Source organism: Pseudomonas sp. PS02288, assembly GCF_029959715.1.
Taxonomy (GTDB): Bacteria; Pseudomonadota; Gammaproteobacteria; order Pseudomonadales; family Pseudomonadaceae; genus Pseudomonas_O; species Pseudomonas_O kuykendallii.
Genome location: NZ_JASCPA010000029.1, coordinates 1 through 19,987 on the forward strand (window position 1 = coordinate 1; position 19,987 = coordinate 19,987).

Annotated in this window: 20 protein-coding genes; 6 read left to right on the plus strand and 14 right to left on the minus strand. The window is 66.6% G+C overall.

Annotated elements, in window-relative coordinates; genetic code table 11:
• Positions 1-66 precede the first annotated feature (66 nt).
• The 5 genes from glpD to QMX85_RS12895 form a co-directional block, all read right to left on the minus strand.
• Positions 67-1,620, minus strand: a complete 1,554-nt coding sequence (glpD, locus tag QMX85_RS12875; protein WP_282341438.1) for a glycerol-3-phosphate dehydrogenase — start codon at positions 1,618-1,620, stop codon at positions 67-69.
• 541 nt (positions 1,621-2,161) lie between these two features.
• Positions 2,162-2,920, minus strand: coding sequence for a DeoR family transcriptional regulator (locus QMX85_RS12880; protein WP_282341440.1), 759 nt, complete (start codon positions 2,918-2,920; stop codon positions 2,162-2,164).
• Between the two features lie 369 nt (positions 2,921-3,289).
• Complete coding sequence (gene glpK / locus QMX85_RS12885) at positions 3,290-4,801, minus strand: glycerol kinase GlpK (protein WP_282341442.1); 1,512 nt, start codon at positions 4,799-4,801, stop codon at positions 3,290-3,292.
• Positions 4,802-4,813: 12 nt separating this feature from the next.
• Entirely contained in the window at positions 4,814-5,698 is an 885-nt protein-coding gene (locus tag QMX85_RS12890) for an MIP/aquaporin family protein (protein ID WP_282341444.1), read from the minus strand.
• 408 nt (positions 5,699-6,106) lie between these two features.
• Positions 6,107-6,736, minus strand: a complete 630-nt coding sequence (locus QMX85_RS12895) for a cysteine hydrolase family protein (RefSeq protein WP_282341446.1) — start codon at positions 6,734-6,736, stop codon at positions 6,107-6,109.
• A gap of 117 nt (positions 6,737-6,853) precedes the next feature.
• On the opposite strand from QMX85_RS12895, the gene QMX85_RS12900 reads away from it, so the two are divergent.
• The gene (locus QMX85_RS12900; protein ID WP_282341448.1) at positions 6,854-7,807 is read left to right on the plus strand and encodes a helix-turn-helix domain-containing protein; all 954 of its coding nucleotides are present in this window, start codon (positions 6,854-6,856) and stop codon (positions 7,805-7,807) included.
• A 5-nt stretch (positions 7,808-7,812) separates the two neighbouring features.
• On the opposite strand, the gene QMX85_RS12905 is transcribed toward QMX85_RS12900, so the two are convergent.
• The 4 genes from QMX85_RS12905 to QMX85_RS12920 form a co-directional block, all read right to left on the minus strand.
• Positions 7,813-9,354: a SulP family inorganic anion transporter gene (locus tag QMX85_RS12905; protein WP_282341450.1), complete on the minus strand. Its 1,542-nt coding sequence runs from the start codon at positions 9,352-9,354 to the stop codon at positions 7,813-7,815.
• Positions 9,355-9,659: 305 nt separating this feature from the next.
• The gene (locus QMX85_RS12910) at positions 9,660-10,391 is read right to left on the minus strand and encodes a carbonic anhydrase (RefSeq protein WP_090228392.1); all 732 of its coding nucleotides are present in this window, start codon (positions 10,389-10,391) and stop codon (positions 9,660-9,662) included.
• 287 nt (positions 10,392-10,678) lie between these two features.
• The gene (locus QMX85_RS12915) at positions 10,679-11,161 is read right to left on the minus strand and encodes a GNAT family N-acetyltransferase (protein ID WP_282341452.1); all 483 of its coding nucleotides are present in this window, start codon (positions 11,159-11,161) and stop codon (positions 10,679-10,681) included.
• 185 nt (positions 11,162-11,346) lie between these two features.
• Positions 11,347-12,051, minus strand: coding sequence for a glutathione S-transferase N-terminal domain-containing protein (locus tag QMX85_RS12920; RefSeq protein WP_282341454.1), 705 nt, complete (start codon positions 12,049-12,051; stop codon positions 11,347-11,349).
• A 130-nt stretch (positions 12,052-12,181) separates the two neighbouring features.
• On the opposite strand from QMX85_RS12920, the gene QMX85_RS12925 reads away from it, so the two are divergent.
• A complete protein-coding gene (locus tag QMX85_RS12925) occupies positions 12,182-12,619 on the plus strand; it encodes an HIT family protein (RefSeq protein WP_282341456.1) in 438 nt (145 codons plus the stop codon).
• Positions 12,620-12,629: 10 nt separating this feature from the next.
• Here the strand turns inward: QMX85_RS12925 and QMX85_RS12930 are convergent, their stop codons facing one another.
• Complete coding sequence (locus QMX85_RS12930) at positions 12,630-13,502, minus strand: LysR family transcriptional regulator (RefSeq protein ID WP_282341458.1); 873 nt, start codon at positions 13,500-13,502, stop codon at positions 12,630-12,632.
• A gap of 110 nt (positions 13,503-13,612) precedes the next feature.
• Between QMX85_RS12930 and QMX85_RS12935 the strand changes: the two genes are divergently transcribed.
• The 3 genes from QMX85_RS12935 to QMX85_RS12945 all read left to right on the plus strand — a co-directional run bounded on the left by QMX85_RS12935 (position 13,613) and on the right by QMX85_RS12945 (position 15,184).
• Entirely contained in the window at positions 13,613-14,341 is a 729-nt protein-coding gene (locus QMX85_RS12935) for a CTP synthase (protein ID WP_282341460.1), read from the plus strand.
• Complete coding sequence (locus tag QMX85_RS12940; RefSeq protein ID WP_282341462.1) at positions 14,338-14,691, plus strand: antibiotic biosynthesis monooxygenase; 354 nt, start codon at positions 14,338-14,340, stop codon at positions 14,689-14,691. The genes QMX85_RS12935 and QMX85_RS12940 overlap by 4 nt, the downstream gene beginning before the upstream one ends.
• A gap of 70 nt (positions 14,692-14,761) precedes the next feature.
• Positions 14,762-15,184: a 3-isopropylmalate dehydratase gene (locus tag QMX85_RS12945; RefSeq protein WP_282341464.1), complete on the plus strand. Its 423-nt coding sequence runs from the start codon at positions 14,762-14,764 to the stop codon at positions 15,182-15,184.
• Between the two features lie 60 nt (positions 15,185-15,244).
• Here the strand turns inward: QMX85_RS12945 and QMX85_RS12950 are convergent, their stop codons facing one another.
• From QMX85_RS12950 to QMX85_RS12960, 3 genes are all read right to left on the minus strand, one after another.
• Positions 15,245-15,679 (minus strand): DUF2846 domain-containing protein, encoded by a 435-nt coding sequence (locus QMX85_RS12950; protein WP_282341466.1) that lies wholly within the window; start codon positions 15,677-15,679, stop codon positions 15,245-15,247.
• A gap of 229 nt (positions 15,680-15,908) precedes the next feature.
• The gene (locus QMX85_RS12955; RefSeq protein WP_282341468.1) at positions 15,909-16,172 is read right to left on the minus strand and encodes a DUF2790 domain-containing protein; all 264 of its coding nucleotides are present in this window, start codon (positions 16,170-16,172) and stop codon (positions 15,909-15,911) included.
• A 280-nt stretch (positions 16,173-16,452) separates the two neighbouring features.
• Entirely contained in the window at positions 16,453-17,172 is a 720-nt protein-coding gene (locus tag QMX85_RS12960) for a transporter substrate-binding domain-containing protein (RefSeq protein ID WP_282341470.1), read from the minus strand.
• 229 nt (positions 17,173-17,401) lie between these two features.
• Here QMX85_RS12960 and QMX85_RS12965 point away from each other — a divergent pair, with 229 nt between their 5' ends.
• Positions 17,402-18,292, plus strand: a complete 891-nt coding sequence (locus tag QMX85_RS12965; RefSeq protein WP_282341472.1) for a formate/nitrite transporter family protein — start codon at positions 17,402-17,404, stop codon at positions 18,290-18,292.
• Between the two features lie 18 nt (positions 18,293-18,310).
• Here the strand turns inward: QMX85_RS12965 and QMX85_RS12970 are convergent, their stop codons facing one another.
• On the minus strand, positions 18,311-19,918 hold the full coding sequence (locus tag QMX85_RS12970) for an FMN-binding glutamate synthase family protein (protein WP_282341475.1): 1,608 nt from the start codon (positions 19,916-19,918) through the stop codon (positions 18,311-18,313).
• Positions 19,919-19,987 lie beyond the last annotated feature (69 nt).

A 19,987-nucleotide genomic window follows, 5' to 3' on the forward strand; every position in this document is an offset into this window, starting at 1 on the left:
GGGGCGCCGTGCGCACCGACGGATGCCCGTCAGGCCACTCGCGGTGCGCATGGCGCACCCTACGGTTCAGGCGGCGTCGCTGTCGCGGGTCGCGAGCGATGCCGGCGCGGAGGATTCGACCGAGGCGGTGGCGAGATAGCGCTCGAGGTTGGCCTTTTCTTCCGGGAAGAAGGCCAGGCCGAGCTTGGTACGGCGCCAGAGGATGTCGTCCACCTGGGTCGCCCACTCCTCGCGGCGCAGGTAATCCACCTCGCGGGTGAACAGCTCGCGGCCGAGGTCGGTGCCGAGGTCGGTCACGCTGCGCGCATCGCCGAGCATCTTCCACACGCGCTCGCCGTAGGTCTGCGACCAGCGTTGCGCCAGGGCCGGGGAGAGGCCGCTGATCTTGGCCTGCAGCTGCTTGGCCAGCGCCTGCGGGGTGCTCATGTTCTCGCCGCCGGGCAGCGTGGCGCTGGCGGTCCAGCTTGGGCCCATTTTCGGGAAGTACGGCTTGAGCTGCGCCATCGCCGATTCGGCCAGCTTGCGGTAGGTGGTCAGCTTGCCGCCGAACACCGACAGCAGCGGCGCCTTGTGCGCCTCGGCCGCCAGCGACAGGGTGTAGTCGCGGGTCACGGCGGACGGGTTGTCCGACTCGTCGTCGCACAGCGGGCGCACGCCGGCGAAGGTGTGCAGCACGTCGGCCGGGGTCAGCTGCTTGCGGAAATGCGCGTTGGCGACGCCGAGCACATAGTCGATTTCCTCGTCGCTGATGCGCACCTTGGCCGGGTCGCCAGTGTATTCGCGGTCGGTGGTGCCGATCATCGTGTAGCGGCCCAGGTAGGGGATGGCGAAGACGATGCGGCGGTCCTCGTTCTGCATGATGAACGCCTGCTCGCCCTCGTAGAGCTTCGGCACGATCACGTGGCTGCCCTGGATCAGGCGGATGCCGTAGGGCGAGCGCTGCTTGAGGTTCTCGCCGATGAACCTGGCGACCCACGGACCGGCGGCGTTGACCAGCGCGCGTGCGCGGATCGAGAAGCGGCTGCCGTCCTCGCGCTGCAGCTCGACGTCCCACAGATCGTTGCTGCGCTTGGCGCTCAGGCACTGCGTGCGGGTATGGATGTGCGCGCCGTTCTCGCGGGCGGCGATGGCGTTGAGCACCACCAGGCGCGCGTCGTCCACCCAGCAATCGGAGTATTCGAAGCCGCGCTTGATCTCCGGCTTCAGCGCGCTGTCCGCATCGAAACGCAGGCCGCGCGAGGCCGGCAGTTTTTCCCGCTTGCCAAGGTTGTCATAGAGGAACAGGCCGGCGCGGATCATCCAGGCCGGACGCAAGTGCGGGCGGTGCGGCAGGACGAAGCGCATCGGCTTGACGATGTGCGGCGCCTTGGCCAGTAGCACTTCGCGCTCGGCCAGGGCTTCGCGCACCAGGCGGAATTCGTAATGTTCGAGGTAGCGCAGCCCTCCGTGGATCAGCTTGCTGCTGGCCGAGGAAGTGTGGCTGGCGAGGTCGTCGCGTTCGCACAGGAAGACCGACAGCCCACGGCCGGAGGCGTCGGCGGCGATGCCGACTCCATTGATACCGCCACCGATCACGGCAACGTCATAAACCTCGGCGAGTGGGCGGGTGGAGTCGGTCATGGTCATCTCCTTGAAAACGAACGCGTATATTCGAATACGAACATCGTAGCGAAAAAGAATTCCATCTCATAGGGATGAAATGTTCATTTCGTCGATAAAAGAAAATTATCGAATCGATACGAACTTTTGAGTTGTGATGGACTTTCGTTTCGAGAGGGTGCGGCGTGACTGTAGGGTGGGTAAAGCGGCACACCGCTTTTGCGCCTGGCTTGAGGTTCATCCGTGAAACCCACGAGCAGTGCCCGGCGGCAGCGCATTTGGGGGGTTACGGCGCGTGGCGAACGGTGTCAGGCAGCGGCTGCGTTGTGCGCCTGACCCACCCTACGACGAGTGAGCAGGGTTGCAGGACCGTAGGGTGGGTAAAGCGGCACGCCGTTGTGTCGTCGGGATTCGGTGTTCATCCGCGAAACCCACCAGTGGTGTCAGGCGGCAGCACGTTCGGTGGGTTACGGCGCGTGGCGGGCAGTGTCAGGCAGCGGCAGCGGTGTGCGCCTGACCCAGCCTACGACGAGGTGATCAGGGGCGCCCGGTGCTCAGGCGATTACTCGGCGATGACGACCTTGACCTTGCTCGCCGCGAGCAGTTGCGCGAACGGCTCTTCGGGGCGGGTTTCGGTGAACAGGCTGTCGATCTGTTCCAGCGAGCCGAGGCGGGTCATGGCGCTGCGGCCGAACTTGCTGGAGTCGGCGGCGAGGTAGACCTTGCGCGCGTTGTCGATGATCGCCTGGGACACGCGCACTTCCTGGAAGTCGAAGTCCAGCAGGGTGCCGTCCTCGTCGATGCCGCTGATGCCGATCAGCGCGTAGTCGACCTTGAACTGTTTCATGAAGTCCGCGGTGGCCTGGCCGACCACGCCACCGTCGCTGCGCACGGTGCCGCCGGCGATGAGCACGTCGAAGTCGTCCTTGGCGCTGAGGATGTTCGCCACATGCAGGTTGTTGGTGATGATCTTCAGCCCGTGGTGATTGAGCAGGGCATGGGCGATGGCTTCGGTGGTGGTGCCGATGTTGATGAACAGCGACGCCTGGTCCGGCACGTGCGCGGCCATGGCCTCGGCGATGCGGCGTTTTTCGTCGCGCATCTGGCTGGCACGCATGCTGTAGGCGGTGTTCTCGACGCTGGAATCGTACGCCGCGCCGCCGTGGTAGCGACGCAGCAGGCCGACTTCGGCGAGCTGGTTGATGTCCCGGCGGATGGTCTGGGGGGTGACGGCGAAGTGTTGCGCCAGCTCCTCGATGCTGACGTAACCGCGTTCCCGTACCAATTCGAGAATGTTCTGCTGGCGGGGGGCCAAGCTCATTGCGACTTCCTTATTCTGGTGTGGCCCGAAGCATGCCGCAGTCGGCGGCACGATTAAAGAATGTTCGCGGAAAAGAGGCGCGAGTGACGCGTCGGCGGTGCGGTCGTGCAATAGCCCGCTAACCGCGCAGGGTGAATAGCGCCCCATCGATCCACCAGACGGTGCGTCGTCGCGAGGAAAGGCCGGTCCACACCGCGAAGCCGGCGCTGCCCGCAAGCCACGTAGGGTGGATCGCGCCTCATCGATCCACCGGACGGGGCCTCGTCGGGTAGAAAAGGTCCGGCTACCTGCGAAGCCAGGCCCGAGCCATAAACGAAAAGCCCGGCGGGGAAAGGCTTCCGCGCCGGGCTTCGGGGCGTTGCTAGTGCGTTACTCTTCTTCGGCCCAGCCGCGAGTGCGATCCACGGCGCGCTTCCAGCCCTTGTAGAGGGCTTCGCGCTTGGCTTCGTCACAGGCCGGCTCGAACACGCGCTCGATGGTCGCCTTGCGCTTGAGCTCGTCCAGGCCGCTCCAGAAACCGGTCGCCAGGCCGGCCAGGTAAGCGGCGCCCAGGGCGGTGGTTTCCTTCATTTCCGGGCGTTCCACCGGCGTGCCGAGCAGGTCGGCCTGGAACTGCATGAGGAAGTTGTTGGCCACCGCGCCGCCGTCCACGCGCAGCGAGCGCAGGCGTTCGCCGGCATCCTGCTGCATCGCGTCGAGCACGTCGCGGGTCTGGTAGGCGATGGATTCCAGGGCCGCGCGGATCAGGTGGTCGACCTTCACACCGCGGGTCAGGCCGAACAGCGCGCCGCGTGCATACGGGTCCCAGTACGGCGCGCCGAGACCGGTGAACGCCGGCACCAGGTAGACGCCGTTGCTGTCCTGCACCTTGGTGGCGAAGTATTCGGAGTCCAGCGAATCGTTGATCACCTTCAGCTCGTCGCGCAGCCACTGCACGGTGGAGCCACCGTTGAAGATCGCGCCTTCCAGCGCGTAGTTCACCTCGCCGCGCGGGCCGCAGGCGATGGTGGTGAGCAGGCCGTGCTGCGACTGCACGGCTTTCTCGCCGGTGTTCATTAGCAGGAAGCAGCCGGTGCCGTAGGTGTTCTTCGCCTGGCCCGGCTCGACGCACATCTGGCCGAACAGCGCCGCCTGCTGGTCGCCGGCGATCCCGGCGATGGGAATCCCGGTGCTTTGGCCGGAGCCCAGGTAGGCGTGGCCGTAGACCTCGGAAGACGAGCGCACCTCGGGGAGCATTTCGCGCGGGATGTCGAGGGCTTCGAGCATCACCGGGTCCCAGTCGCGCTTGTGGATGTCGAACAGCAGGGTGCGCGAGGCGTTGGTGTAGTCGGTGACGTGGGCCTTGCCCTGGGTCATCTTCCAGATCAGCCAGGAATCCACGGTGCCGAACAGCAGTTCGCCACGCCGTGCGCGCTCGCGGCTGCCTTCGACGTGGTCGAGGATCCACTTGATCTTGGTGCCGGAGAAATAGGGGTCGATCACCAGGCCGGTGGTCTTGCGAATGTGATCGAGCATGCCGTCGCGCTTGAGCTGGTCGCAGATCGCGGTGCTCTGGCGGCTCTGCCAGACGATGGCGTTGTAGATCGGCCGGCCGGTGAGCTTGTCCCAGACGATGGTGGTTTCGCGCTGGTTGGTGATGCCGATCGCGGCGACCTGTTCGTTGCTGATGCCGGCCTGGGCCAGGGCTTCGACGAACACGCCACTCTGCGTGGCCCAGATTTCCATCGGGTCATGCTCGACCCAGCTCGGCTGCGGATAGATCTGCGCGAACTCGCGCTGGGCAACGGTGATCACGTTGGCATTGCGGTCCAGCACGATGGCGCGCGAGCTGGTGGTGCCCTGGTCGAGGGCAACGATGTACTGCTTGTTCTGATCGCTCATGGCAAGTCTTCCTTAGCGGGCTTCGGATGCTCGGGCATCTTTCTGGTTGTTTTCGCCGGTTTCCCAGGTGGCATCCTCGGCTGTGTTGCAGGCTCCCGTACCTACGGGCAGGTGCTTGCAGATCAGCGCCTTGTAGGCGGCGGCGCCCAGGCAGGCGCCCAGTATCGGGGCGAAGATCGGGACCAGGAAGTAGGGGATGTCGCGGTTGCCGGTGAAGGCCACGGAGCCCCAGCCGGCGAAGTAGGTCATCAGCTTGGGTCCGAAATCGCGCGCGGGGTTCATCGCGAAGCCGGTCAGCGGGCCCATCGAGGCACCGATCACGGCGATCAGCAGGCCGATCAGCAGCGGCGCCAGCGGGCCACGGGGCAGGCCGTTGCCGTCATCGGTGAGCGCCATGATCATCGCCAGGAGGATCGCGGTGATCACCATCTCGACGAGGAATGCCTGGCCGACGGACAGCGAGGGGTGCGGGTAGGTGGAGAACACCGAGGCCAGCTGCAGACTGTCGACGCTGCCGCGAACCATGTTGTGCGCTTGTTCGAAATCGAAAAACAGGCTGCTGTACAGGCCGTAGACCAGCGCCGCGCCGCAGAACGCGCCGGCGACCTGGGCGACGATGTAGGCCGGCACCTTGTAGCGCTCGAAACCGCCAAACAGCCAGAGCGCGATCGTCACCGCCGGGCTCAGGTGCGCGCCGGAAACGCCCGCGGTGAGGTACACCGCCATGCTCACGCCGACCCCCCAGATGATGCTGATTTCCCACAGGCCAAGGCTCGCGCCGCCCAGTTTGAGCGCGGCTACGCAGCCGGTACCGAAGAAGATGAATAGGGCGGTGCCGAGGAATTCGGCGATGCATTGACCCTTGAGGGTCGGAAGCGGAACGGTTGGAGTACTCATGCGAGGGAGCCTCTGACGATTGTTGTAGTTGTTTTCCGACCGCAAACCGGGTTCGGAGTTTTTCGTAAATGAAACTTAATTTTAAACCTTTGGCCTGTCAAAGCGAAGAAATCGAACACTCCATAATTGAATACGAACATTGACGCCGCAGGGTTGAACAAGTTTCACCCGGGGTTTCGGAGGCGGGCTCCAGGTCAGGAGTGAGGTGTTCGGGTCGGTTCGCGGGAGCCGTGAAGCGCCGGTGCGCCGGTGGACCGCCGGAGTGCCGGAGTGCCGGCCACCGGATCGCCGGTCGCCGGATCGCCGGCCGCCGGATCGTCGATCCGACCACCGGTTGGGAAGGGATTCAATCGTGAGGCGCGTCGGCCTCGGGCAGGCGCGAGGTCGGCGCCTCGGTTTATTGCGGAGTCACTGGCGCTCGGCGATGGCCCGCTGGTTCGAGCTTGGGATGTCGCCGGGCTCCAGGGCCGTGCCGTTTTCCAGCGCTTCCAGCCATTGCGCCGTGCTCGCCACAGCGGCGAAGCTGCTGTGCATCACCACCGTCATCACCCGGTGAATCTCCTCGGCGCTGACGCTGCCGCAGGCGTTGCTGTAGGGCAGCGAGCCGCTGGCGTCATGCAGCAGCTCGACGTTCCAGCCCAGGTGGTGAGCTTCCAGCGTGGTCGCCAGGTCGCAGTTGTGGGTCATGTAGCCGATCACCGTCAGCGTGTCGATCTGCCGGTCGCGCAGCCAGGCGGCGAGGTCGGTGCCGGTCAGGGCGCTGGCCTGGTTCTTTTCCACGTGATGGTCGCGGGGGCGGCGGGCGATGTCCGGATGCAGCTCGGCCATCTCGCCGCCGCGGGCGAACAGCGGCGAGTCAGGCGCTTCGAGATGCTGGATCACCACCACGGGGATGCCGGTGGCCCGGGCGGCGTCCATGGCGCGGGCGATATTCGGCAGCGACAGCCCGACATCGGGGTATTCGATGCGCAGGTTGCCGGTGATGTATTCGTTCTGCACGTCGATGACGATCAGTGCGCGGTTCGGTGATGCGCTCATGCGGAGCACTCCTCTGTGTGTGAGGGCGCCAGTGTCGTCGGCGTGGAAGGCCTGTTGTGAGTGGCCCGGGCGACGACTTTCGATAGAATCGGGCCAAATTCCGCCCAGGGTTCCTGCATGCAGCCGCACCGCATCGTGGTGGTCGCGTTCGACCAGATCAGCCCGTTCCACCTGTCCGTTCCCTGCCTGGTGTTCGGTGAAACGCCTCCGGCGGACGGCGCCTACGAGCTGCTCGTCTGCGCCGCGGAAGGCGGCCGGTTGAGCACCACCGCCGGTTTCGACATCGCTGTCGCCCATGGCCTGGAGGCATTGGCTGAGGCGCGGACGATCATCGTGCCGAGCTGGCGCGACCCGGACGAGCGGCCGCCGCAGGCGCTGCTGGACGCGCTGATCGCCGCCCACCGGCGCGGCGCGCTGATCGTAGGTCTGTGCCTGGGCGCCTATGTGCTCGCCGCCGCCGGCCTGCTCGACGGGCGTCGCGCTACGACGCACTGGGGATGGGTCGAGGATTTCGCCGCGCGTTTCCCGGCGGTGAAGGTGGATGCCGAGAAGCTCTACCTGGAGGACGGCGATCTGCTGACCTCTGCCGGCACCGCCGCGGGGCTCGATTGCTGCCTGCACCTGCTGCGCAAGGACTGGGGCGCGGAGGTGGCCAACCGGGTGGCGCGGCGTCTGGTGGTGGCGCCGCATCGCCAGGGCGGCCAGGCGCAGTTCATCGAACAGCCGTTGCCAGCCACCTCGCGGGACAACCCCCTGGGCGGCCTGCTCGACGACGTGCGCACCTGCCTGCATCGGCCGCACACGCTGGACAGCCTCGCCGAGCAGGCCGCGATGAGCCGGCGCAGCTTCAGCCGGCATTTCCGCCAGCTCACCGGCAGCACCCTGGGCGACTGGCTACTGGCCGAACGCCTGGCGCTCAGCCAGCGCCTGCTCGAAGGCACCGAACACTCCGTGGAGGCGATCGCCGGGCTGGCCGGCTTCGGCTCCGCGGTATCCCTGCGCCAGCAGTTCGGCCGCGCGTTCGGCGTATCGCCCAGCGCCTACCGGCAGACCTTCCAGGGCCGCGGCTAGGCGGCTCAACCGGCCGCGTGCGCGGCGCCGACTCCGCTGGTGGTCTGCCGGCGGCCTTCGAGACGGCGTTTCACCGCGTGGCGATTCATCTGCAGCTCGCCGCCGTTCTTGGCCGCGGCGCGCCCCCAGTCTTCCAGCAACTCCATGCAGGCGTGGTCGATGTACGGCAGGTGGCTCAGAGGGACGTGGAGGCGGGTGTCTGGCGCAATGCCTTCGAGCACCTTGGCCAGCTTCGGCACCTTGAGGAAGGTGGCGCTGCCGACCAGGCGCAGCTCGGCGTCGCGCTCGCCGTGGCGGATCAGGCTGATCTTCAGCCGCGAGCTGCGCCAGGCCTGCTTGGCCAGCGTCAGGCCGAAGCCGACCAGCACCCCGGTGAGCAGGTCGGTGAAGACGATGGTCAGCGCGGTGGCGAGGTAGATCAACACCGGCATGCGGCCGTAACGGCCGAGGCTGCGCACCGCCTTGAGGTCGACCAGCTTGAACCCGGTGTAGACCAGCACTCCGGCCAGGCTGGCGATCGGGATGCTCTGCAACACGCCCGGCAGCAGCAGGACGAACGCCAGCAGCCAGGCGCCGTGCAGGATCGCCGAGCGGCGGCTGACGGCGCCGGCCTGCACATTGGCCGAGCTGCGTACGATCACGCCGGTCATCGGCAGCGCGCCGACGATGCCGCAGAGCAGGTTGCCGACGCCCTGCGCCGACAGCTCGCGGTCGAAGTCCGAGCGCGCGCCGTTGTGCATGCGGTCCACCGCGGCGGCCGAGAGCAGCGTCTCGGCGCTGGCGATGAAGGCCAGGGCGAGCGCGGCGACCAGCAGGGTCGGGTCGGCCAGTCGCATCAGGCTCGCGGGGGTGATCCAGTCGATCGCGTCGCCGAGGTTGGCCGGCACGTCGACGCGTTTCACCTCGAGCGCGAACCACAGGCTCACCGCCGTCATCAGCGCCACGCCGATCAGCGCGCCCGGCAGGAAACGCAGTGCCTGCGGGCGCAGCTTCTCCCAGCCGAACATCGCCGCCATGGTGCCGAGGCCGAGCAGCGCGGCGTCCAGGCCGAAGCCGCCGCCGAGCACCGGCAGGGCTTCGCCCAGCGCGCCGGGGAAGGCCGTGAGGTTGTCCAGGCCGGAGGCCTTGGGCGTCGCGTCGAGCATCACATGGACCTGCGACAGGACGATGAGGATGCCGATGCCGGCGAGCATCCCGTAGACCACCGCCGGCGCCGTGACGCGGAACCAGCAGCCCAGGCGCAGGCGCCCGGCGAGCAGCTGGATCGCCCCGGCGAGCACCAGCACCGGGCCGAGCGCGGCCAGGCCGTGGGTGCGGATCAGTTCGAAGACCAGTACGGCGAGACCGGCAGCGGGGCCGCTGACCTGCAACGGCGAACCGGCGAGGAAACCGACCACCAGGCCACCGATGATCCCGGTGATCAGGCCCTTGGCCGGCTCCATGCCGGAGGCGATGGCGATGCCCATGCACAGCGGCAAGGCGACGAGGAACACCACCACCGACGCCAGGGCGTCGCGGGGCAGGGAGGACTTGATTGAGTCGAGCATGCACTTTCTCCACATTCTTCGGAGTTCACCCGCGATCCGTTGTGCGTATGCCCTGCGCAGAGGGAAGTCGCCCAGGCAGCATGTCCGACGGGTACATGCGCTTGCCGGGCGGCTTCCGTCTTGCCGGACCTCGACTCGCGAGAGCGTGGCGAATTCCTTGGCGCGAACGGATTCGGATACCGGTTTTCACGGGCATCGGCGGCAATCAGGGTGTGTGGGGACGTTTTGTCCGGCCAGTCGTTACGGCTGCTGGCGTTGGGGTTTCGGCGCCCCGTCGGGGCGGGACGCCGAAAGGGGAGTGCCCGTCAGGACGGGCGATATCGCGGTTTGGGCGTGGCCATCGGCAGCGGATGGTCGGCATCGATCGGCAGGTAGGCGCCCTGTTCGGCATCGTACGCGCGGATAGCGCTGGTCTCGATGTCGTAGACCCAGCCATGGATGAACAACTGGCCGCTGGCCAGGCGCGAGGCGACGGAAGGGTGGGTGCCCAGGTGCTGCAACTGGGCGACCACGTTTTCCTCGGTGAGCACGCCGAGGGAATCCTGGCCGGCGCAATGCGGGCAGTTGTCCTCGACCACCGTCTTCGCCACTTCGGCGTGGCGCAGCCAGGCCTTTACGGTGGGCATCTTTTCCAGCGATTGCGGGTTGAGCACCGCCTTCATCGCGCCGCAGTCCGAATGCCCGCAGATGATGATGTGCTTCACCCCCAGCGCCAGCACCGCGTACTCGATGGCGGTGGAGACGCCGCCGTTCATCTGCCCGTACGGCGGCACCACGTTGCCGACGTTGCGGGTGACGAAGAGGTCGCCGGGCGAGCTCTGGGTGATCAGCTCGGGAACGATGCGCGAGTCGGCGCAGGTGATGAACATGGCGCGCGGCTGCTGGGCGCCGGCGAGCTTCTTGAACAGCGCTTCCTGTTCGGGGAACACCTCGTTTCGGAAACGCAGGAAGCCATCGACGATGTGCTTGAGCGATTCATCCGCGGTTTCCTGCGGCATCGCAGCCAGGGCTTCTGGGGTGGGGCGGTTACCGGGCATAGGGACCTCGTTAACGTTCTATCGGCCGGGCGGCTGGCACATCTGCAGACGCTCGGCGGTGGTTGGGGTTCCGTAGCAGTCGGACTGCGCGAAAGACGAAAGCGACTCTAAGCGACCAAACTTAAATGAACCTTAAAAGCCGCCTGGCGAAGCGCCAGCACGCGTGCGCGCAGCCCTGACCCGAAGCGTAGACGTCGGCAGGCCGCCGGCGAATCACGTGTCATTTCCAGATCGCGCCGTACAGCGCTTCTGTAAGGGGCGCGCGCGCCGAACGGGCGCATGACGGCTCACTCGCCCTCGGCGAAGCTGCGCAGGGTGTCGCCTTCCATGCGGTAGCGAATCCACTCGCCCTGCGCGCTGGCGCCGATGGATTCGTAGAAGCGGATGGCCGGCTCGTTCCAGTCCAGCACGCTCCACTCCAGGCGCCCGCAGTCGTGGGCACAGGCCTCGCGGGCCAGGTGACGCAGCAACTGCTTGCCGGCGCCGCTGCCGCGTTGCTGCGGGGTGACGTAGAGGTCTTCGAGGTAGATGCCGTTGCGCCCGAGCCAGGTCGAATAGCTGAAGAAGTACACCGCGTAACCGATCGGCTCGCCGTCGCGCAGGCAGATCAGCGCGCGCGCCGACGCGCCGTCGGCGAACAGGCTGCGCTGGATATCTTCCAGGCTCGCCACCACTTCGTGACGGGCGCGCTCGTACTCGGCCAGTTCGACGATGAAGGCAAGGATCTGCGCGGCATCGGCGGGCTGCGCGGGGCGGATTTCCAGGGTCATGGCGGTCTCGATGAATTGAGGGGCGCCCATGCTAGCGGCTAGGAGGAAGGCCCGGAAGCCTCGGGCGGCCCTGTTCGGGCGCCAGTGTGAATGTCCAGTCGTAGGGTGGGCTTCAGCCCACGCGATGCGCTGATGCGTGGGTTGCCCGAGGCCCACCCTACGAAGCCGGGGGCGCGGTGGGGCGTTCAGCCGCGGTGGGGGATGTCCAGGCCGCGGATCACGGCCGGGCGTTCTACGAAGGTTTGCAGCACGCGGGCGACGTTGGCGAAGTTTTCGAACTCCACCAACTCGCCGGCGCCGTAGAAGCCGATCAGGTTGCGTATCCAGGGGAAGGTCGCGATGTCGGCGATGCCGTACGCCTCGCCCATGATCCACTGGCGACCTTCCAGGTGCTTGTCAAGAACGCCGAGCAGGCGCCGGGATTCGGCGACGTAGCGGTCGCGCGGGCGCTTGTCCTCGATGTCCTTGCCGGCGAACTTGGTGAAGAAGCCGAGCTGGCCGAACATCGGGCCGATGCCGCCCATCTGGAACATCAGCCACTGGATCGCCTGGTAGCGTTCGGCCGGGTCGGCGGGCAGCAGCTGGCCGGTCTTCTCGGCCAGGTAGATGAGGATGGCGCCGGATTCGAACAGCGCCAGCGGCTTGCCGCCGGGGCCGTCGGGATCGAGGATCGCCGGGATCTTGTTGTTCGGGCTGAGGGAGAGGAACTCCGGCGTCATCTGGTCGTTCTTCTCGAAGCTGACCAGGTGTACCTCGTAGGGCAGGCCGATCTCTTCGAGCATGATCGACACCTTGACCCCGTTGGGCGTGGGCAGCGAGTAAAGCTGCAGGCAGTCCGGCCGGGTCGCCGGCCATTTGCGGGTGATCGGGAACGCGGAAAGTTCGGGCATGGGAGCCTCCATGGGCGGGGTGTGCGTTCTACCTTAGCAAGGCCCGGCCACCGCGCGCACCGCCCTGGGGTTTGCCGGCGGCCGAGGCGGGCGGTAGCCTCTGTGGATTCCATCCTGCCAGGAGCAGCACATGAGCCTGTACGGTGACTACGATCCGCAGAACATCTTCGCCAGGATCATTCGTGGCGAGGCGCCCTGCCACAAGGTCTACGAGGACGACGACGTGCTGGCCTTCCTCGACGCCTTCCCGCAGTCGCGCGGGCATACGCTGGTGATTCCCAAACGGGCGACGGCGCGCAACCTGCTGGAAATCGACGCGGACACCTTGGGCAAGCTGATCCTGGTCGCCCAGCGCCTCACCGGCGTGCTGATCGACGAATTGCAGGCCGAGGGCGTGCAGGTCGCCCAGTTCAACGGCGCGCCCGCCGGGCAGACCGTCTACCACCTGCACTTCCACCTGATTCCGCGCTGGTCCGCCAGCAGCCTGGGCGCGCATGCCCAGAACAAGGCCGAGCCGGCGGAACTTGCCGCACTAGCGGCGCGGCTGGTCGAGCGCCTGCAGGGCTGAACGCGGGCGGCTAATCCGAGCCGATGCGCACCGTGCGGGTCAGCTCCTCGAACAGCGTCTGCACCGAGCGCAAGGCACGGCAATCCGGGCGGGTGAGCAGCCAGAGTTCGCAGTCGCATCCGCCCAGCGGCTCGCTCAGGCGTACCAGGCCGTCGAAATCCCCGGCGAGAAAATCCGACAGCGCCGCCACGCCCAGTCCTGCCTGGGTGAGTTGCGCCACCGAGAGCATGCTGCTGCAACGGTAGGCGGGCACTACGCCGGGATAGCGCTGGCGACGCCAGACCACGGTGGCGTGGTCCGGCATCGAATCGTCCGGGGCGATCCAGGGCAACCGCGCCGGGTCGCGTGAGGCCGGCTGGCGATACTCCTCGCGGCCGTAGACCGCATAGGACACGGTGCCCAGGCAGCGCCCGACCAAGTGCTCCGGCGGCGAATTGGTCAGGCGCAGGGCGATGTCGGCGTCGCGCCGGCTGAGGTTGGCGAATTCGTTGGAGGTCGCCAGCTCCAGCGTCAGCGCCGGATAGCTCGGCATGAAGCGCGCCAGCGCCGGCAGCAGCAGGCTGTGCAGCACGGCGTCGGTGCAGGTCAGGCGCACCGTCCCGCTGACCACCTGTTCACCCTGTTCCAGCGCCACCCGCGCGGCGTCCAGCGCCTGCTCGGCACGCTCGGCCTGTTCCGCCAGCGCCTGTGCGGCGCCGGTCGGCAGGTAGCCGCGGCGGCTCTTCTCGAACAGCGCGATGCCCAGGGCCGCCTCCAGCCGCCGCACCGAGCGAAATACCGTGGAAACGTCGACCTGGAGCATCTCCGAGGCCCGTGCCAAGGAGCGTCCGCGGACCAGCGCGAGGACCAGGGAGAGATCGGAATGATCGAGTCGATATTGCATCGGTGCACACTTCGATTGTCTGGATGCCAATACTTGTTGCGTCAACGCCATCTTATAGTGGCCCTCGGACGGCACGCCAGAGGACCTGGCCCAGACGAGGAGGCATGCGCATGTACAGCACCAACCACGTGAAGATCGCCCTGATCGGCGAGCGTAGCGACACCATCACCGCGCATCGTGCGATCCCGCTGGCGCTGCAACTGGCCGCCGACACGCTGCGCATTCGCGTCGATCACGACTGGCTGTCCACCGACGGTATCGGCGACGGTCAGCGCCTCGGCGATTACGACGGCATCTGGTGCGTGCCCGGCAGCCCCTACGCGGATACCGAAGGCGCACTGCGCGCGATCCGCTTCGCCCGCGAGAACAACGTGCCCTTCCTCGGAACCTGCGGCGGCTTCCAGCATGCGCTGCTCGAATATGCGCGCCATTCGCTGGGCTGGAACGCCGAGCACGCCGAGCTGTCGCCGCAGGCCGAGCAGCCGCTGATCGCGCCGCTCAGCTGCGCGCTGCTGGACGCCTCGCGCCGGGTGCGCCTGGTGTCCGGCACGCAGATCGCCGAGCTCTACGGCGTGCTGGAAATCACCGAGGAATACCTCTGCCGCTACGGCCTCGACGCCGCCTTCCGCGAGCCGCTGCTGGCGCACAGCCTGCGCGCGTCCGGGCATGACGAAGGTGGCGAAGTGCGCGCCATCGAGCTGCAGGACCATCCGTTCTTCCTCGCCACCCTGTTCCAGCCCGAACGCGCCGCGCTGGCCGGGCGCCTGCCGCCGGTGGTCGCTGGCCTGGTCGGCGCCTGCGCGGTGCAGGCCGCCCACGAGGCGAAGCTGGCCTCGTGATCGCCGCGACGCCCATGCCACCGTACTACGCGGTGATCTTCACCTCGCAACGCCGCGACGGCGACCAGGGTTATGCCGAAACGGCCGCGCGGATGCTCGAACGGGCGCAACGCCAGCCGGGTTTTCTCGGCGTCGAGTCGGCGCGCGAGGATGGCCTGGGGATCACCGTGTCCTATTGGGAAAGCGAGGCGGCGATTCGCGCCTGGCGCGAGGACCTGCAGCACAGCGCCGCCCGCGAGCGGGGCCGGGCCGACTGGTACAGCGCCTTCACCGCGCGCATCGCCAGGGTCGAGCGCGACTACGGTTTCACGCAGGCGGAAACATCCGGATCGGCAAATCCGCTGCGCTGATGGCACCGTTGATCGCAAAATGCTGTCATAACGTCCGTCAGCACTTCGCCCATGCCCGTGGAGGGAACCCATGCGATTGATCTACGCAGCACTGCCCCTGTTGTTTCTCGCCGGTTGTTCGTCCGTTCCCGCCGAAAACCCCACCGAAATCCCCAGCGACCGCGTGATGGCATTCCAGGAGCCGGTGCAGGGCGGCGGCACGCTCTACGTGCACCGTGACTTCGGCAAGATCGGTGGCGGCTGTCACGTCGCGCTGTCGGTGGACCGCAAGCCGGCCGCGCGCATCCGCGTCGGCGAAATGGTCAGCTTCCAGCTGCACCCGGGCCAGCACGTGGTCGGCATCGGCATCGACGAGCAGGACGGCGGCTTGTGCAGCATGGGTCGCCTGTTGCGCGAGGAGCTGGCCACCGTGAAGGCCGGCGAAACCGTCCGCTACCGCATCGTCAGCGAAGCCTCCAGCGGCTTCGATATCAAGCCCGACGACGACCGCTGAACCCTTTCGCCGGACAATAAAAAGGCCGCTCGTGAGCGGCCTTTTTCGTCATTCGGATTTTTACTTGGCGATGGCCAGGTCGGATTCCTTTACCCCGGTCTTGCCCTGTTCCGCGTCCACCAGGTTCAGTTTGCTGCGGGCAGAGAGCACGCCCATCTTCACTTCCTGCCAGACGAAGGTCGGTTTGCCAGCCAGCGTATTCACTTCCAGCGTGGCGGTGTTTTCCGCTTCGGAGGTGATGGTGTGCTTGCCCGGCGCCACTTCCTTGAACAGGTAGGTCTTGGCGGCGGTCTGGCCGATGGCCTGGCCGTCGATGGCGACGTCCATCTTCACCGCGGCGCCCATGCTTTCGTTGCGATAGACGTAGATGGCGGACTTGTCCGGCGCGACCTGGAAAGTCTTCAACGCGGCATCTTGGGCCGGATCGCCTTTCGGCACCGAGGCGCAGCCGCCAAGGGTCAGGAGGGCGGTGGCAACAACGATCAGCTTGTACATGCGAATTCCTTGATTCGGATCGATAACGGTCAGGCTTGCGATTGCAGAGCCTGGGCTTCCTGCAGCAAAGGCGTGGGGCGGGGAGAGATACGGAAGGCTTCCTGCCTGCGGGCGCGTCACTGCCGGCGGCGACGTTAATCCAGGCCGCAGGGCATTTACAAGTGCTGGCGAGCAGGCATGAAAAAGCCGGCCGCGAGAGGCTCGGGCCGGCTTCCTTCGGGTTTCGCGCTCAGCTCTGTTCGCTGGTTTTTCCACCCCATTCGAGGAAGCGGATCTTGTGCACTTCGCCCTTGCTGTCCTGGTAGACCAGGATCGTCGGGACCACGCCGGTCTTGCCGGTGTTGTCGGTGCGATGCAGGACCTGTTTGACGTCCAGTTGCATGCCGTACTGGTAGTCCACCGGCGGTATATCTGAGCCGGGCTGCGCGTCGGTGGCGAAGGCGAAGGGGGCGAAGCTGGAGATTACGGTGGAGATGACGCTGGCGATTTTCATGGTTCGATCCTCGAATTAGCTCGACAGTAGTGGGCGGGAGCACTGGCAGCGTATGAGTCGTCAGGTTTCTCGACGGGTCGCTGCGGCAGGCGTCCTGTACTGCTCACGGTTGAATAAAAACATTCGGCCCGGAGATTGAGAAATCGATGGTCCTGCTATTGGTCATCAGCGTGATCGATGGATGCGTACTGACCTGCATCAAGGGTTCGGCAATGAGCGACCGGCTGATGGACGGGTGGGTTCAGGTCTGTCTGGATCGCCCGGCCTGCAAGGCGCGACGTCAGCGATAGCGCGCGAGGATGGCCTCGAACTCGCCGTCCACGCTCATCCGCACCAATGCCCGCAGCAGTGTGTGGGCGGGCACGTCCGGCTCGTCGCGGACGATGCAGGCGACGATGTCCGAGGCGACCACGCCGAGCTTGTGCAGCGTCTGGCCATTGGCGTGCGTGCGGTCGTACCAGTCGAGGGTCAGCTCGTTGCTGACGGCGTAGCGGTCACGCGCGGCGGTGAGTTTCGCCAGCACCAGCTCCTGGGTACGCGCGTCGTCGCGGCGCAGCGCACCGCTGGCGAAGGCCGATTCCAGCGTGGGATAGACGAAACCGAGCACGGTGCCGATGGCTTCGCCCGGTGGCGGCTGGCGAGGCAGGTTCGCCCCGGCGCCCACCAGCACGTCGCGGTTGACCATGAAGGGCACGCTCCAGATGTACTGGTGCGTGGATTCCTTCAGCCACGCCGGATTGACGTCGCAACGCACGTCGATTTCGCCGCGCACCAGCATCTGCTGCACGCGCAGCCGGGGCAGCACCATGAGCTGCGCGCGGCGCCCGACCTTCTCGGCGAGGCGCGTCTGCAGGTCGTAGAGAATGCCTCCGGTGGCCTGTCCGTCCTCGATGCGAACCATGGGCATCGTCGAGCTTTCGCTGATCGAGAAACGCAGCGGGCGCTCCGCGGCGGTGAGCGGGTTGCAGAGGACCAGCAGGGCGAGAGCGATTCGGCGCATGGTTCCGTCTGGGCCTGGCATCGAAGGGCGCCCAGCTTAGCGAGAAAACGCGTTCGCAGTCTTGGTCGTCCGTGCAGCGGGCGCCGTCGTGGTGGCGCGCGTGAATACCGGCGTCGTCGGCGTCCGGGCCTGCGGGCAGCCTGGTTTTTCTGTACGGCGAGCGGCTCGGCGAGGAACCCCACGAATGCGGCGGTTGCCTATAGCTCGACTCCAGCCCCAGGAAAAGACCATGAAGGACGATGACGATACCCCACCGCGCGACGGGACCAGGACGCGCCGTGACAAATCCGGCGATGTCGTCGAGGAACGGAGCGAGACGGGCAACGACCTTTCCGCCGAGGAGGAGCGCGAGGTCGAGAAGAACCAACTGCCGCGTGCGCAGGTGCTGCATGAAGTCATTCGCACGCAGGGCGATCACGAACTTGGCCGCAGCCTGGCGGCGCTCTGGTGGTCGGCGCTGGCGGCGGGCCTGACCATAGGCCTGTCGCTGATGGTGATGGGCCTGCTGCGGGCCAACGTCGGCGAGCATCCGCTGGCGACGCTGATCACCAGCCTCGGCTACCCGGTGGGCTTTCTCGCGGTGATACTCGCGCGCCAGCAGCTGTTCACCGAGAACACCCTGACCGCCGTGCTGCCGGTGATGAGCGATCCGACCCGCACGCATTTCATGCAGTTGCTGCGGCTGTGGTCGGTGGTGCTTTTCGGCAACCTCTGCGGCACCCTGCTGTTCGCCTTCGCGATCCTCCATCTGCCGATCTTCAACGAGGCGGCGGACAAGGCGTTTCTCGAAATCGGCAGGGAGGTGATGGAAAACGACACCTACCCGATGTTCGCCAAGGCCATCGTTTCCGGCTGGATGATCGCCACCATGGTCTGGCTGATTCCGGCGGCGGAAGGGGCGAAGATCTGGGTCATCGGCATCATCACCTATGCCATGGCGCTGGGCAGTTTCAGCCACATCGTGGTCGGCTCGGCGGAGGTCGGCTACCTGATGTTCAACGGCGAGATCGGCGGGTCCGAGTTCATCTTCCACTTCGCCCTGCCGACCCTGGCCGGCAACATCGTCGGCGGCAGCTTCATCTTCGCCCTGATCGCCCACGCGCAGATTCGCAGCGAGTGACGGCGCGGCTCCAGCGCCTCAGGCGCGCGCGTCGAAGCTGTCGCTACGCGCCATCGTCCACATGCGCTGGTAGAACTCGCTCTCGATCGGCCCGTCGAGCAACTCGCCGGGCTTGAGGAACACGTGCTGCTGCGAGAACAGCTTGATCTCGGTGGCGGACACACGCCGCACCAGGTGCCGGGCGTCCAGTTGCGCGGGGTGCTCTAGGCCGGCGGCGGCGAGCATTTCGGCCAGCGCGCGCAGCGTGTTGCGGTGGAAGTTGTAGACCCGCGAGGCCTTGTCCTCGACCACCAGCGCGCGCTGGCGCAGCGGGTCCTGGGTGGCGACGCCGGTGGGGCATTTGTTGGTGTGGCAGCTCTGCGACTGGATGCAGCCGATGGCGAACATGAAGCCACGCGCCGAGTTGGCCCAGTCCGCGCCGATGGCCAGCACGCTGGCGATGTCGAACGCACTGACGATCTTGCCGCTGGCGCCGAGCCTGATCTTGTCGCGCAGGTTGATTCCGACCAGGGTGTTGTGGACGAACAGCAGGCCCTCGCGCATCGGCACGCCGATATGGTCGGTGAACTCCAGCGGCGCGGCGCCGGTGCCGCCTTCCTTGCCGTCGACGACGATGAAGTCGGGCAGGATGCCGGTCTCCAGCATGGCCTTGGCGATGCCCATGAATTCCCACGGGTGGCCCAGGCAGAGCTTGAAGCCGACCGGTTTGCCGCCGGACAGCTCGCGCAGCCGAGCGACGAAGTGCAACAGGCCTGTCGGCGTGTCGAAGGCGCTGTGGCGCGACGGCGACACGCAGTCCTCGCCCATCGGTACGCCGCGGGTCTCGGAGATTTCTAGGGTCACCTTGTGCTTGGGCAGGATGCCGCCGTGGCCGGGCTTGGCGCCCTGCGACAGCTTGATTTCGATCATCCGCACCTGCGGACTGGCGGCCTGTTCGGCGAAGCGTTCCGGGTCGAAATGGCCGTCGCTGGTGCGGCAGCCGAAGTAGCCGCTGCCCAGTTCCCAGGTCAGGTCACCGCCGTGTTCGCGGTGGTACGGGCTGATGCTGCCCTCGCCGGTGTCATGGGCGAAGTTGCCCAGCTTGGCGCCCTTGTTCAGCGCGCGGATGGCGTTGGCGCTGAGCGAGCCGAAGCTCATCGCGGAGATGTTGAACAGCGAGGCAGAGTAGGGCTGGCGGCACTGCGGACCGCCGATCAGCACGCGAAAATCGTCCGGATTGCCCAGCGGCGCCGGGCGCATCGAGTGGCCGATGAACTCGAAGCCGTCCTGGTAGACGTCGAGCAGCGTGCCGAACGGCTTGTCGCCGGCCTCGTTCTTCGCCCGCGCATAGACCAGCGAACGCTGGGCCCGGGAGAACGGCAACTGCTCGCCGTCGCCTTCGAGCAGGTACTGGCGGATTTCCGGGCGAATCGCCTCGAACAGGTAGCGGATGTTGCCGATCACCGGATAGTTGCGGCGCACTGCGCGGTGCGGCTGTGCCAGGTCGAGGAGGCCGACCAGGCTGAGCGCGGCGCTGATCAGGGTGAATGGCCAGAGCCACTCGTGGCCAAGGAAGAAGGCGCTGATGACGGTGAACAGCACACAGAAGGCGAACACGGCGTAACGGCTGAGCAGCGACAGGTTCATGCAGGCTCCGTAATCACGGGGGGCGGGCGGCGGGCGGCCGCCACGTTTCGTTGGGAAGCGCAACGCGCA